The sequence below is a fragment of the Pantoea sp. ARC270 genome (assembly GCF_003236725.1).
Lineage (GTDB): Bacteria > Pseudomonadota > Gammaproteobacteria > Enterobacterales > Enterobacteriaceae > Pantoea > Pantoea anthophila.
In genome coordinates this window covers 94,350-108,782 of the sequence record NZ_PUGA01000041.1, presented here as the reverse complement: position 1 = coordinate 108,782, position 14,433 = coordinate 94,350, and the positions used below count along the sequence as shown (strand labels likewise).

The window sequence follows — 14,433 nt, the reverse complement described above, 5'->3', positions numbered from 1 at the left end:
TTCCGCCGTTACCGCCGTCACCATTGCCGGAGCCATCACCTCCATCACCTCCATCTCCATCGTCTGCGGTAGTATTAAAGCTAATGGCAAAAGTTAATGCCGGTAACAGAATAGAAGGTGTGCAAAAAATTAATACCCGAAGTGTTATGAGAGTTATTATGACTGATGACTTTAAAAAGACGCGCAAACTAAAATATTGCATTCAGACTCTCCTTAAATGAACTTGTTACATTATCTGATTAAGTGTTCCCCCCATCCCCGCCATCTCCACCGTCACCGCCATTTCCGCCAGGTGAATTATTACTGCCCCCATCACCACCGTCACCTCCGTTCCCGCCGGGTGAATCAGCACTATTACCATTTCCACCATTCCCGCCGTTGCCCCCATTGCCACCATCAGGCCCACTCCCGCCATTTCCACCATTCCCGCCATTGCCCCCGGCTGAGCCACTTCCGCCATCACCACCATTGCCGCCATCAGCTGTCAGATGAAACAAATGAGAAGCCGGTATTACAATTTTTTTCTCCTTGTTTGCCCAGGCATTGGTCATTGAGTTGAGAATTACTACGCTAAACAGGCTTAACGAGAAAAATGTATTTATTTTGTTATTCATCCATTAGCTCCATTAGCTCCGGGCGCACCGTTTCCGCCATTTGCGTTTCCATCAGGCGTGTTACCGCCATTACCGCCATTGCCGCCATTGATACATGGGGTTCCCGACACACCTTGCCTGCCATTCTCACCATTAGCGTCACCGCTTTTAGTCGTGCCGCCATCTTTCCCATTCAGATATGAGCAGTCATTATGTTTATGATGATGCCTGTTTGAGGCCTGAGCATTCAAAGCACTGACTAAAATAGTTGAAAGGATAACTATATTGATGGTTAATGAACGAACTTTCATTTTATATCTCCATAAATTAAACGCGGAGAAATCATTCGCCGCGTATTAAAATTAAAGCAGCCTGTTATGAACCACCATCACCACCATTATCTCCTCCGCCATCTCCGTCGCCATTATCGCTTCCGTCACCATTACCGGTACCGTTATTATCTCCACTGTCATTACCATTGCTGCTGCCATTCCCGCTATCGGCATTACCACCATTACCACCATTGCCGCCATCCCCGCCTGGCGCTCCCGGTGAATTATCATTCCCACCATTCCCCCCATTACCTCCTGCAGCACCTGCAGCGCCATTCGCATCGCCGATTAACACATAGGGCTTCGCAGAGTCGGATTTAATAGCCTCACTGTCCAACAGCGCTGCGACTGATAGCCGGGATGACATAATTAGCAAAACTCCTAACGCAAAAGTGATTTTATTGAGTCTCATAGTCCATCCTTAAAGTAAGAAATACATGAGTAAAAAACACGTTGCTGATAACCCCGCCGTGGGGTTGCCTGAAGTAAATTAAAAAAAGCATGAAAAGAGAAGGGATGCAGATGTAATAAGAAGTGTCTGGTGATTAACTGTTGTGTGTAAAGTAGCAGGTAGGTTTGTTAGATCTTTAATGTATCTTTCTGGCGGGTGCTGTTTTGTCAGGCCAGCTCTGAAAGTGATATACAGTTCACGGTAACAGCTTTTACAGGCTGAAACGTATTACATTTTTATTAAGCATTAATTTTATGTTTATCTAAAAAATTGGATAGTTAATGAAAAAATTGCATTTCAGAAGGTTGTAACCTCTTTAATTCTGATTATTTAATGATTAATGCAGAAACTGTTTAAGAGCAGATCTGTTGCATTCAGGACAAACTGGCACGGCGAGGCTGGAGGGCTCTTCAACAGGCGCGCTGAAGATACACTACGAATCCAGAGGAGCTGGGTTAAGCGGATCGCACATCAGAAAGGAGTCAAAACGCCTGCTGATTCTGACTAAAACAGACTGTTTGCCAGCGTAAATTATTGTGAGATAGCCACTGAAAGGGCTGAATCCTTAAGGTGTGTTTCCGGCGGATGGCCAGGCGCCCCAAGCCGCGCTGCAGATCCATCAGGCTGCTAACAAACTGCACCTGGTGTTTTTCTGAACCTGGAACTGAGTAAAATCATACGGGCTTTTACAGACTCGGTTACGCTTATCTGCCACTCTTTCTGCAGCATGAGTGAGTCAGAACCCACCTGAACTCTTTTCGATTGAACAAGCATGCTTCAGCACAGCGTCACAGTGCTCTGTTTTTATAAATTTTAACAAAGGTAATATTTTATTAACGGGGTGCGGAAAATATAACTTTCAACTCAGTGTCATAAGAATTTGTTTTAATTTTAAAATTTTCATCCCTGTCGTCTGGCTTATTTCGCCTGGCGTGCGTCTCGCTTATGCTTTTTCCCCGCAGAGTTTAAACGGGTCCGCTTGCAAACATCCTTGCCCCCTCTAGAATAAACAGTGCAACACGAATACGGCTGGCGATATTTATCATGCCGGTTACCATCTATTTTTAGAAAAGTTATCCAGGAGGATAATATGGCCGAACATCGTGGTGGTTCAGGTAATTTTGCAGAAAACCCTGAGAAAGCATCTGAAGCGGGTAAAAAAGGCGGGCAAAACAGTGGCGGTAACTTCGCCAATGACCGTGAAAAAGCTTCAGAAGCGGGCAAAAAAGGTGGCCAGAATAGCCACGGGGGCGGACGTAAGTCTGAATAATCAGAAATGTTAATTCTGATTTAGCCTCAGGCCCCGGCATTCCTGCCGGGGCTTTCATTTTTAATACATTGAGAGATGAGGGTTAATTTACGAAACCATTATCAATAAATAATCGCTGCCGCAGTGTTACTGTCAATGTTTATTAAATCCTTTCTCCGCCAGCCAATATTGTTTCATATCAGGCTCTCTTCTTCACTTATTCCCGTCCCGTTTAAATAGTGCCAGCCATAAGCACGTTTAACTGCCTCTTTGTCTGCCTCACAATGCATCGCGTGACTGGCACGCGTCAACGCAAGCAGGGCATGGCGCTGCGCCTCTGCGGCATAACGTTGAGGTGAAATCACCGCCAGCGAGTGCAGCGCCTTCTGCAGGCGCAACTGAACTTCGACCAGTGCGGCACCATCGCGCGCAATCCCGGTGAAAATATCGTCAAACATGTCGCAGATTTGTGCGGGCTGCATAAAGAGCCGCGGGTAGTGCGTGGTGGCAGAGTCTGCAGAGGCGGGCAGGGTGAACAACCTGACCGCCCGGCCGATAATATCGATCGCAGTGCCCGGATCGTTAACCGCCGGAGATAGCGCGCGTGAGGCGATTTCGGACAGGACACACAGCCCAAAGCGGGGGTCCTGTTCAAAGGAACGCTGCTCACCCAGGGTGAAGGCATGACACACTCTCTGCATCTCATCCTCCTCCAGTGGCCGATCGCACCAGAGCAGCGGGGCGCCTTGATGAATAAAACTGCCCGGCTGAGCGGCAAGATAAAGATGACAGTCGTTCTCCTGAGCGAAGTCGGAAAGATGTTGCAGGTCAACATGTTGCAGATAGCCGGTCTGCGGATGAAAGATGCTCTGCGGGGCGCTATTCTCCGGCAGAACACCGTTCCAGGCAGAGCAGCCCATACAGGGTTGCCGGAGGCGATCGTGGAGGGCTGCCGTGGTGGCTTCTTCGACGCGATGTGATGTGTCAGACATGCAGCCAAACTGGGCCAGATGCTGTATCCAGCGCAGCAGCGTTACGACAATCGTGGCAATGACCACCAGGGTGACAAAAAAGAGAATCACCCGCCCCTGGGTACCATAGGCGCCCATGCCAAGGGCGATGATGCCCACCAGGCTGTAAAGAAAGGAGCCAATAAAGGTCGCCAGCACATTCTGCGTTGTGCCATCTTCAAGCAGCAGCACCGTAGCGCGTGGCGTCACGCTGCTGCTGGCAGAGTTATAAGCCGTAACCACGATATTGAGCGAGAAAGTGGTGACGGCCAGCATACTTGAGGCGAGTATCGTCAGGATCTTATCGACTGCGTCACTGCCTACAATCCCTGATACCGAAACCGGTATAAAGGGTTTAATGGCGATAGCGACAAGGGCAGTGATAATCGCCAGCAGCGCGAATAATGAACTGCGAAACCAGAGCTGTCGGGTCAGCCGGAGAAGAAGCCACCGCGTTTTAGACATCATGTCACCTTTTTAATCAGTTTATCGTCGCGGCTTCACATCAGGCCTTCGTCCGCTGTCCTCACAAAACCACTCTGTCGCCTCTCTTTTCTGACCATTGGACCGGGCAGACGCCTCGCTTACAGAGCTCGCTGGTTGCAAGGTAAGAATAGCCACGGATTGGCGCATTGACACCCGCTCGCCCTGCGCGGAAAGGCGCTGACCTGTTGCAAGCGGGGTTGATCGGTCATGGCTTTCGTTTATAGTAACGGGTCTGTCTGTTCAGCTTTTCGCTCTGATCAGATATCACGGCCCGCGTTCAGAACAGCATTGCGCGGGATGACTTCCGTCCTGAAGGCACTTTGTAGCCGTAAAGGAGAACCTAAAATCATGCGTCTTACGCCACCCTGAGTCTTACCCCTCCTCTGTCGCACTGAGCCCGCTCAGCTGCGCGCCCTGAACATCCCGTCTGCGGATGGATCTTTTCGTATCTGAAAATTATTGCCCCTGCGGGCTGACTTTATTCAAAATCTGAGAAATTATTATGCTGCTGTCCTCGACGCGTAAGGACTGGCTGGGTAACGTCCGTGGTGACGTCCTTGCCGGTATTGTTGTCGCGCTCGCCCTTATTCCGGAAGCGATCGCTTTTTCCATCATTGCTGGTGTCGATCCCCAGGTCGGCCTCTATTCCGCCTTCTGTATTCCCATCGTCATGGCCTTCTTTGGTGGCCGCCCGGCGATGATCTCCTCCTCAACCGGTGCGATGGCACTGCTGATGGTCACGCTGGTTAAAGACCACGGACTGGAATATCTGCTTGCGGCCTCTGTGCTGACGGGCGTGTTCCAGCTGATAGCCGGATATCTCAAGCTCGGCAGCCTGATGCGCTACGTGTCGCGCTCGGTAGTGACCGGCTTCGTGAACGCACTGGCGATACTGATATTTATGGCGCAGTTACCGGAGCTGACGCATGTCACCTGGCACGTCTATGCGCTCACCGCTGCCGGGCTCGGCATTATTTATCTCTTCCCGTACCTGAATAAAACGATTCCTTCCCCCCTGGTCTGCATCATCGTGCTGACCGCTATCTCTGTATGGCTGCACCTGGACGTTCGCACGGTGGGCGATATGGGTAAACTGCCTGACAGCCTGCCGGTGTTTCTCATTCCGGATATTCCGCTTAACCTTGAGACCCTGCTGATCATTCTGCCGTACTCGGCGGGGCTGGCCGTGGTAGGGCTGCTGGAATCCATGATGACCGCCACGATTGTGGATGACATGACCGACACAGCGAGTGACAAGAACCGCGAGTGCAAAGCACAGGGTATTGCCAATATCTGCACTTCGTTTATTGGCGGGATGGCGGGCTGTGCCATGATTGGCCAGTCGGTAATCAATGTTAAATCGGGTGGGCGGGGACGGCTTTCCACGCTTACGGCGGGCGTGGTGCTGCTGTTAATGGTGGTATTTCTGCGCGACTGGGTGTCGCAGATACCCATGGCGGCGCTGGTTGCGGTGATGATTATGGTTTCCTTCGGCACCTTTTCATGGCAATCCCTTGCGAACCTGCGCACCCACCCGCTTTCAAGCAGCGTCGTGATGCTGGCGACCGTGGCCGTGGTGGTCGCCACCCATAATCTGGCCTTTGGCGTGCTGACCGGGGTACTGATTGCATCACTGAACTTTGCCACTAAGGTGGCCCACTTTATGGCCGTTTCCTCTGCCGTAGAGGGCAATACCCGCACCTATACCGTGAGCGGACAACTCTTCTTTGCCTCAGCTGACCGGTTTACCCGCCATTTCGATTTTCGCGAGAAGCTGGATCGTGTGGTGATCGACGTGACGCACGCCCATTTCTGGGATATCACCGCAGTCAATGCGCTGGACCGCATTGTGATTAAGTTTCGCCGTGAGGGCACCGATGTCGACATCAGGGGAATGAACGACGCGACCCGGACGCTGGTTGACCGGTTCGGCGTGCATGACAAACCTGAAGAGGTAAAAAAGCTGATGAGCGGCCACTAATTCATTGATGATTTATGGTGATACAGGATCGGCTTCCAGCCGTGTCATCAGTTGAAAGCGCAATGCCGTGGCGATCACCACGGCATTGGATCTTTTTTATCTTTAACCACTTAGCAGCCTGAAGGTCTGGATGGTTGCCCTGGACAGCGTTGCTGCAGTATCGGCAATGGTAAAGCGGTAAGAGTGATCCTTTATCAGGGGGCTGAGATCGGTACAGGCAATCAGAAGCGCCTCTGCCTCAAGCCTTTCCACTTCAGCGACTAACGTCTTCCATCCTGCCTGCACCTCAGCATCCTGGAAGCCTTTTGCTTTCACTTGCCCGATTAAAGCTGTTGTCATTTCACGAAGCCGCTGTGAATCAATCATCTCGCGGCCAGACGCTTTTATGCGTGCCTGATAGAAACCGGCTTCGAGGGTAGGTTCTGTCGCCAGTACTGCGATTCTGCTGGCTTCTGCGGGTAGCGACGCCAGGGCACTCTCTGCAATATGAAGAAGGGGAATATCTCCACAGGCCTTTTTCATTTCGGCGAAATAGCAGTGTGCAAGATTACAGGGAACGGCTATCAGGCTGACTCTGGCCTTAACAAGGTCGGCAATGCCCTCCTGCAGGGCGGTAACCATAGCGTGATCGTCAATGTCCCTGCCGGGCCAGAACGGGGTCGGCAAAGAGATGATATGCATTTTAGGAAAATCCAGATCATATTTTGCACCATAGCCCAGCTGGCACTCTGTCACCAGCATATCAATGAACGGGGCCGTAGAACGGGGTCCCATACCTGCAAGTACACCTATAGAAACCGTCACGCCAGCGTCTCCTTTCCTTAATTCTCTTTCCGGATACCCGGACCTTCCTGAGTAATCAGCATCATGGAAGGGTGACATTTCCGTTATCTCTTTACCAGAGTTCACACGCAGCAGGGTGATGGCGGATGACGGACTGCGCTGCCCCGCAGATTGCTCGTGGTGGCTAATTCTGCACACTCTCTCTATGATGACTTTTTTCCGACTCTCTGTCGGGAACGATCAACGACTCAGGGAAGTATCTTCGCGATGACCATGTTAAATGACCTCGATCTGCGTCAGCTGGAGGCCTTCTCGGCGGTAATTTCTGCGGGCAGCGTCACGGCGGCAGCCAAAGCACTGAACCGCTCGCAGCCCGCTGTTTCCCGTCTGATTCAGGAGCTGGAGCAGTCGCTGGGCTACCCTCTGTTTATCCGCAACGGCCCACGCATTCATCCCTCTGAAGAGGCGTTACAGCTGCATCAGTATGTGCAAAAAGCACTGCTCTCTTTGCAGCAGATCCGCTTACGCGCCCAGGAGATTGCGCATCAGCAGCATCGCCCGCTCAGTATTGCTGCTACGCCTGCGCTGGCGGCGGGATTACTGCCGCAGGCGCTGGCCGCACTCAACCTGCAGAACAAAGTCCAGATCATCAGTGAATCTGCCGTTCAGACGGCGCACGCGGTGATCACCGCAGAGGCTGACATCGGTTTATGCAGTCTGCCGCTGGAACATCATGCGGTTGAACTGCACTGGATTGGACAGTCGCAGTGCGTCGTGGCGCTGCCGGAAGAGGATGAGCTGGCGGCGAACAGTGAGCTTTCGCTGAGCCAGCTGGCAGGCCGCCGGCTGATCGCTCCCTTCAGCCCGCAGCGCTTACGCGGACGCTATGAAAAAGCGCTGAAAAAGGTCAGGGCCCCGCTGCTGGAAACCATTGAAACCAACTCCTCGGCCAATATCCTGGGCTGCGTGCGGGCTGGATTAGGCGTGGCGATCCTCGAACCGGTAACGGGCTGGGGGATGCCGCTGGCCGGTGTGGCAATCCGCCCGATTCAGGAAGATATTCCATACTTCTTTGGCGTCATCACCCCGCAGGGCCGCCAGATTTCCAGTGCGGCCCAGGCGCTGGTGGAGGCCCTGGCCGATGCTGCCGCACACCTGTTGCCGGGGTTTGAACGTCTGACAGCCAGTGAACATCCCCGCATCATGCGTATTATCAACCAGAATTAACACCGCCTCTCCCGGTCACCCGGCAGGGTGACCTCTCGTCCTGCCAAAATTAACAGATACCCGTCAGGGTTAGCCGGGCGCAGGCTTCTGAATAATCCCTGTAATTTCAATACTTATAACTTATACGGCATAAGATATAAGAAATCCATTGGTCAATGGGTGAGCGTGCTTCTTGACTCCGATTTGGGGCAAGAGGAATATGCGAAAACTGAGTTCTTACTATGCGTTATGATGATTCTTATCCGCTTACTATGTGTTTTTAAGATAATAAAAAGCAGGGTCATCGGCGCGTTTTAATCGTTTTCGCCCGCTATCCGGCGATCGCTGACACCAGGGAAATCTTTATATGACGTATGCCGCCAAAGGCCTTGCCGCGCTTGAAGCTCAGCTGCAGCAGGATCTGGAATGTCTGGAACTGCCCGCCAAATCCTGGGTGCCGGAGCGCACCTGGCAGGGGGCGCCGGTTCGCGATGTCGTGGTCATCGGTGCCGGTATGTGCGGTCTGGCTGCGCTCGCTAAATTACAGCTCACCGGCATCAGCAATGTGGTGGCGTATGACGCCGCACCGGCAGGGCGGGAAGGCCCCTGGGTGACCTTTGCACGCATGGAAACCCTGCGCTCGCCGAAAACGCTGCAGGGCCCGGCACTGGGTCTTGCACCGCTGACCTTCCGCGCATGGTTTACGGCGCAGTGGGGCAAGGAAGCCTGGCAGGCGCTGGATAAAATCCCTAAAGCGCAGTGGATGGATTATCTGATCTGGTATCGCAGGGTGCTGAATCTGCCGGTGCAGAACAACGTGCGGGTCTGCACTATCGCACAGGCCGGAGATGTCATTGCGCTGGATCTGGACGGCGCCGAAACCGGCCGTGTTTACACACGTCGTCTGGTGCTGGCTACCGGACGTTCAGGACTGGGCGGGTTTGCCGTTCCGGATTTCCTGCAGGGTATTGATCGCCGGTTCTGGGCACACTCCGCCGATGAGATCGATTTTGCGGCGTTACAGGGCAAACGCGTGGCGGTAATTGGAGCAGGCGCGTCGTCAATGGATAACGCCGCTACCGCACTGGAGCAGGGTGCCGCAGCGGTCGATCTGCTGATCCGGCGCAAGGCGATGCCGCGTATCAACAAGATGACCGGCATCGGCAGCCAGGGGGTGATACACGGCATGCACTCTCTGCCGGATGCGTGGAAATGGAAGTTTGTCGACTACACCGCCGCGACACAAACGCCGCCGCCTCGCGCGTCAACCCTGCGCGTCTCCCGCCATGACAATGCGCGTTTCTTTCTCGACTGTGCCATTAACGCCGTCAGGCAGGAAGCAGAGGGCCTGGTGATTGAAACCACCCAGGGCGCACTGCGCTACGACTTCCTGATTGCCGCCACCGGTTTCACCAACGATTTCAACGGCCGGCCGGAGTTTGCTGCCATCGCGCCGCATATCCGCAGCTGGGCCGACGGCCGCTATCAGCCAGAGATGGGGCCTGCACGTAAGAACCTGCTGGACGCGCCGGATCTGGGACCTTCCTTTGAGTTTCGCGAAGTGACGCCGGGGGCCTGCCCGATGCTGGCACACATCCACTGCTTTAACGATGCCGCGATGCTGACGCACGGCAAAGTCTCCGGCGATATCCCGGCCGTGAGTGCGGGGGCCGATCGTCTGGTGCGCGGCATAACGGCCTCGCTGTTTGCCGAGGATGTCGAACAGCACTTCGCCAGTTTACAGGCTTATGACACCCCTGAATTGCAGGGCGATGAATGGGTGGATTCAACCCCGCAACTAAAACAGGAGAACGCGTTGTGATCGACGTTATTGATCAGGCAGCCGGGTTAACACCCGATGAGGCGTTGTATCAGACGCGCCGCCTGCGCCCCGAATTTGTTGAGGGTGCAGAAGCGTGCCGTCTGTCCGTGCTGGCACCCGAAGATAAACAGGGTTTACCGGCGGATCTGCGTCTGGCGCTAGCCCAGCGCATGGCACACCAGAACGACGATGCCGCGCTGCAACGGGATTACCAGGCTCAGCTGGCTGCGTTAAACCCGTCTGATGTGCTGCTGACCCTGGCCGCGGGCGGTGGGGTGAGTGAAGAGCCGCTGGCAACGATTGTGCGCCATGCCGATCTGGTGACGCAGCAACCCATTCAGGCGACCGAACAGCATATCCGGCTGCTTGAGCAGGCCGGGTTAAGCAATCCGCAAATCGTCGCGCTCTCGGAACTGATCGCCTTTGTTAACTTCCAGACGCGCGTCGCGGCTGGCTTACGCCTGATGAGGTCCGCATGATTCCGTCAGTTAACCTTAAACCACTGCACTGGCATCCCTATATCACGCCGGTCGAGGTTGAACAGGCGACACCGGCGCAGCTTGATGCGATGAAGGTGACGCCCTCCAACAAGAAAATCTCAGAGTACGTGCGCACGCTGGTGCACGATCCTGAAAGTTACACCGCCCGCACCGGCCTGTTCAACGCCATTATGTATGTTGAAGGGGGACTGGACCGCGCGGATCGAGAGCTGGGCGCGCTCGGTGCATCCATCGTCAACGGTTGTCGCTACTGTGCGGTGGTGCATGCGCGCCGTCATGCCCAGCTGGCCGGGAATGACGCGGTGGTCAGTGCGGTCTACTTCGACAGGGCCGATGTATTAGGTGAACGCGACGCGGCGATCTATCACTTTGCCCGTCGTTTATCGGTCACGCCCTCTGAGGCGACGCCGGACGATGTGGCCGCTCTGCGCGCTGTCGGCATGAACGATCAGGAGATCATCGATCTCATCCACGCCATTGCCATCTTTGGCTGGGCCAACCGTCTGATGCATGTGCTCGGCCATGCTGACCTGAACAAATAAGGGCTGCACCGGATGTTAGAACTCAACAATATTACGCTCGCTTACGGCAGCAACCCGATTCTTAAAGGCGTCGACCTGTCGGTCAAACGTGGCGATGTGGTGTCGATCATCGGGCCAAGCGGCACCGGGAAAACCACGCTGCTGCGCTGCATCAACTATCTGGCGAAGCCCTCCGCGGGGACGATTCAGCTCGATCAGATCCGCATGGATTATCAGTCTCCCGACAAAGCGGCGATTCAGGCGATCCGTCTGCGTACCGCCATGGTGTTTCAGCAGTTTAACGTCTTCAAGAACATGACGGTGCTGGAGAACGTGATGGACCCGCTGATCGTCATCCAGCGTAAAACCCGACAGCAGGCGCGCGACATCGCCGTGCAGGAGCTGGAGCGCGTAGGCCTGGGGGCGAAGCACCATCACTATCCGTCACAGCTGTCTGGCGGGCAGTTACAGCGTACGGGTATCGCCCGGGCGCTGGCAGTCCGTCCCGACGTGATGCTGTTTGATGAACCGACCTCATCGCTCGATCCCGAGCTGGTGGGGGAAGTGCTTAAAGTGATCAAAGATGTGGCGTCATCCGGCATTACCTCGCTGCTGGTGACGCACGAAATGCAGTTTGCGAAGAGCATTTCGAACCGCATCGTGTTTATGGATCAGGGTGTGGTGGCTGCGCAGGGGACGCCAGCAGAGATGTTTGATAACCCCACGCTGCGGCGCCTTGCCCAGTTCCTCAACTCAGAAAAAGTATTCTAATAAACACAGGAGTCAGAGACATGCCTGCAATCAAAACCACATTACGTCGCCTGGCCGCGCCTGGCATCATCGCACTGGCCCTGATCAGCGGTAACAGCTTTGCGGATGCCGTTCGCACCATTAAGATCGCTACCGCAGCAGAGTCCAAACCCCTGTCATGGGGCGCAATCGGCCATGAGCCACAGGGCTACGAGCCGGACGTACTGAGAGCGATCAACGCGAAACTGCCACAGTATAAATTTGTGATGGAAGGCGCGGCGGATATCGCCCAGGAAACCGGCCTGGTGACCGGCAAATATGACATGGCGACGGGCGGATATTATAAAGCGCCTGCCCGCAGCAAACAGTTCCTGATCCCGGATGCACCGATCGGTGCCAGTCTGATGAAGATTTACAGTCGTAGCGACAGCAACATCAACGGCATGAAAGATCTGGTCGGTAAGAATATCGTGCCGGTGACCGCAGGCGGCGGTGTCTATAAGTTTGTCACCCAGTGGCAGCAGGATAACCCGAACGACAAAATCACCATCAAAGCGTCCAGCGCGGGTGTGCCTTACCCGGATCGCCTGAAAGAGGTGCAGAACGGGAAATATGACGCGCTGATCCTGCCGTCAAATCTGGGTGAGCAGACGGTCATCGACAACCAGAAGCTGGCAATCAAAGCCAGTGAGCCGGTGGTGATTAATAACACCTATGTGCTGATCCACCGCTCCGCTGAGAATCAGGCGCTGAGTGATGACATCGCTCAATCGTTAAAGGCGCTGAAAGCGGATGGCACGCTGGATAAGCTGGCGCAGAAATGGTTTGGCGAAGACGTGACGAAGTACATGAAGTAACAGATTCACTGCGCCCGGTGTCAGATCGGGCGCAGGCTGTCCTTTTTAGCAGGAGTGTTTCACCGTGAATCTATCCTCCATGATCCCAGAACTGCTGTCGGCGCTGCCTCTGACGCTCGGCATCATGTTTGTGGCGATGATTATCGGGTTCTTTCTGGCGCTTATCGTCACGTTTTTCCGCGTGCGCCGTCTTCCCGTGATCAGCCAGCTGGCCGATCTCTATGTCTCTTACGCGCGCAGCGTGCCCGTGGTGCTGCAGCTGTTTGTCGCCTTCTACGGCATGCCACTGATTACCGATAACTTCGGTTTTCGCGACTTTTTCACCGCCAACGTGGCGGCGATGATCGGCCTGAGCCTCTATCACGGGGGTTACCTGTCGGAAGTGATGCGCCCGGCCTATCTTGCGGTTGAGCGGGGTCAGCACGATGCCACCGACAGCCTGGGCTACAGCTTCCGTCAGAAAATGCTGCGTGTCATCGGCCCACAGGCGGTGCACTTTGCGCTGCCGGGCTACGGAAATGCCATTATCTATCTGATTCATAATGTGGCGCTGGTGATGTACATCGGTGCAGCTGATGTGATGGCGACCGCGCACCTGATTATGGAACGCGATTACAACCAGTATCAGTTCGGCACCTATCTGGTGCTGGCCGTGCTCTATTCACTGCTGTGCGGTGTGGCGTGGCTGGTTATCCGCTTCTTCGAACAACGTCATGCGAAGTACAGCGCTAAGTCTGCACCGCGCGTGAAGTTCACCACCAGCGTCTGAGCAGGGGAGAAAAACTATGTTTGATGCTGAGGTGTTACTGCCGGACTTCTGGAGCATTCTGGATGCGGTGCCGGTAACGCTGCTGATGGCCGTGACGATATTCATCTGTTCGACGCTGCTGGGCGGACTGTTTGCCTTTATTGAGTATCAGCGCATCCCGGTGCTGCGGCAGCTGGTCATCGCCTACAAAATTGCCTTCAAAGGTGTGCCGATGGTGGTGGTGATTTTTCTCGCCTACTACGGTCTGCCCCCGGCGCTCCACTTTGTCGCCACGCTGTCCGGAATAGCGGTCAATGCTCACTCGCTGCCGAACTGGGTCATCATCATTGTGGCGCTGAGTGCCTGCGTAGCGGCGTTCCAGGCTGAAGTGTGGAAAGGCGCGCTGAATTCGTTCGACAGCGGTCAGTCGGATGCCGCCTTATCGCTCGGCTACAGCGGCGGACAGCTGTTCCATCGGGTGATGTTTCCACAGATCATCGTGGCGGCAATCCCCGACCTGGCGAATGCGTTTATGGTGATCATGAAAGCCCTGTCGCTGGCGTTTGCCATCGAAGTGGTGGATATTTTTGCTCAGGCCCAGTTAACGGCAGCCCTGAACTTCTACTATCTCGAAGCCTTCCTGATTGCGGCAGCGTTCTACATGGTGATTGCCTATATGGTCACGAAAATTGCCGACAGGATTGAGGCCGCACTGCGCGTGCGCACCTGATGGTTATTGCGTTGTCATGAAGGGCCGCCCGGTGTGGCATATGCCGGGCGGCCAGGATCGGTTAAACGCAGGTTCGCCGATTTTGATCAAATGGGGCACTACGCAGGCCGGACCCTGGCCTTAGTGGGATGTCCGTCGCGGCCATCGTCATGCGTGTGATCAGGATCGGGCTCAATCAGCACGATAAAATCCTCTCCTTTTCCGTCGCGCGGCAACGTAATTAAATCGCCTGCGCGGGGTTTCGCGTCAAAGTCATGCTCTTCTTCCACGCCTGTATCTTCAAAAACCACCGTAATTTTCATTTTCGCGTCCTCTTTCTGATGAGCTGCGTCGTGACCTCAGTATTCGCTGACGCTGACCAGAATAAGAGTAGCGCATCCTGAAAATAGCCTGAGCGGCCTGCCCGTAACACAC

At 54.5% G+C, this 14,433-nt stretch carries 16 protein-coding genes; 10 read left to right on the top strand and 6 right to left on the bottom strand.

Annotation, left to right across the window (positions count from 1 at the left end):
• Positions 1–226 precede the first annotated feature (226 nt).
• From CKF42_RS21255 to CKF42_RS17645, 3 genes are all read right to left on the bottom strand, one after another.
• A complete protein-coding gene (locus tag CKF42_RS21255) occupies positions 227–478 on the bottom strand; it encodes a hypothetical protein (protein ID WP_199559887.1) in 252 nt (83 codons plus the stop codon).
• 132 nt (positions 479–610) lie between these two features.
• Complete coding sequence (locus CKF42_RS21105) at positions 611–904, bottom strand: hypothetical protein (RefSeq protein WP_071987830.1); 294 nt, start codon at positions 902–904, stop codon at positions 611–613.
• Between the two features lie 64 nt (positions 905–968).
• A complete protein-coding gene (locus tag CKF42_RS17645; RefSeq protein WP_111208788.1) occupies positions 969–1,337 on the bottom strand; it encodes a hypothetical protein in 369 nt (122 codons plus the stop codon).
• 1,129 nt (positions 1,338–2,466) lie between these two features.
• Between CKF42_RS17645 and CKF42_RS17640 the strand changes: the two genes are divergently transcribed.
• A complete protein-coding gene (locus CKF42_RS17640; protein ID WP_009092874.1) occupies positions 2,467–2,646 on the top strand; it encodes a general stress protein in 180 nt (59 codons plus the stop codon).
• A 173-nt stretch (positions 2,647–2,819) separates the two neighbouring features.
• On the opposite strand, the gene CKF42_RS17635 is transcribed toward CKF42_RS17640, so the two are convergent.
• On the bottom strand, positions 2,820–4,103 hold the full coding sequence (locus CKF42_RS17635; protein ID WP_369974606.1) for a DUF2254 domain-containing protein: 1,284 nt from the start codon (positions 4,101–4,103) through the stop codon (positions 2,820–2,822).
• Positions 4,104–4,623: 520 nt separating this feature from the next.
• Between CKF42_RS17635 and CKF42_RS17630 the strand changes: the two genes are divergently transcribed.
• Complete coding sequence (locus CKF42_RS17630) at positions 4,624–6,102, top strand: SulP family inorganic anion transporter (RefSeq protein WP_111208786.1); 1,479 nt, start codon at positions 4,624–4,626, stop codon at positions 6,100–6,102.
• Between the two features lie 102 nt (positions 6,103–6,204).
• Here the strand turns inward: CKF42_RS17630 and CKF42_RS17625 are convergent, their stop codons facing one another.
• A complete protein-coding gene (locus tag CKF42_RS17625; RefSeq protein ID WP_111208785.1) occupies positions 6,205–6,906 on the bottom strand; it encodes an aspartate/glutamate racemase family protein in 702 nt (233 codons plus the stop codon).
• Positions 6,907–7,152: 246 nt separating this feature from the next.
• Between CKF42_RS17625 and CKF42_RS17620 the strand changes: the two genes are divergently transcribed.
• From CKF42_RS17620 to CKF42_RS17585, 8 genes are all read left to right on the top strand, one after another.
• Entirely contained in the window at positions 7,153–8,112 is a 960-nt protein-coding gene (locus CKF42_RS17620; protein WP_111208784.1) for a LysR family transcriptional regulator, read from the top strand.
• A gap of 346 nt (positions 8,113–8,458) precedes the next feature.
• A complete protein-coding gene (locus CKF42_RS17615; protein WP_111208783.1) occupies positions 8,459–9,913 on the top strand; it encodes an NAD(P)-binding domain-containing protein in 1,455 nt (484 codons plus the stop codon).
• A complete protein-coding gene (locus CKF42_RS17610) occupies positions 9,910–10,392 on the top strand; it encodes a CMD domain-containing protein (protein ID WP_046102725.1) in 483 nt (160 codons plus the stop codon). Before CKF42_RS17615 ends, CKF42_RS17610 begins: the two co-directional genes overlap by 4 nt.
• A complete protein-coding gene (locus CKF42_RS17605; RefSeq protein ID WP_046102724.1) occupies positions 10,389–10,955 on the top strand; it encodes a peroxidase-related enzyme in 567 nt (188 codons plus the stop codon). The genes CKF42_RS17610 and CKF42_RS17605 overlap by 4 nt, the downstream gene beginning before the upstream one ends.
• 12 nt (positions 10,956–10,967) lie before the next feature.
• Entirely contained in the window at positions 10,968–11,705 is a 738-nt protein-coding gene (locus CKF42_RS17600; RefSeq protein WP_111208782.1) for an amino acid ABC transporter ATP-binding protein, read from the top strand.
• A 20-nt stretch (positions 11,706–11,725) separates the two neighbouring features.
• Positions 11,726–12,541, top strand: coding sequence for a transporter substrate-binding domain-containing protein (locus CKF42_RS17595; RefSeq protein WP_058957115.1), 816 nt, complete (start codon positions 11,726–11,728; stop codon positions 12,539–12,541).
• A 79-nt stretch (positions 12,542–12,620) separates the two neighbouring features.
• Positions 12,621–13,310, top strand: coding sequence for an amino acid ABC transporter permease (locus CKF42_RS17590; RefSeq protein ID WP_199559888.1), 690 nt, complete (start codon positions 12,621–12,623; stop codon positions 13,308–13,310).
• A gap of 16 nt (positions 13,311–13,326) precedes the next feature.
• The gene (locus CKF42_RS17585; protein ID WP_111208780.1) at positions 13,327–14,019 is read left to right on the top strand and encodes an amino acid ABC transporter permease; all 693 of its coding nucleotides are present in this window, start codon (positions 13,327–13,329) and stop codon (positions 14,017–14,019) included.
• A 98-nt stretch (positions 14,020–14,117) separates the two neighbouring features.
• On the opposite strand, the gene CKF42_RS17580 is transcribed toward CKF42_RS17585, so the two are convergent.
• Entirely contained in the window at positions 14,118–14,321 is a 204-nt protein-coding gene (locus CKF42_RS17580) for a hypothetical protein (protein ID WP_009092886.1), read from the bottom strand.
• Positions 14,322–14,433: the final 112 nt, after the last annotated feature.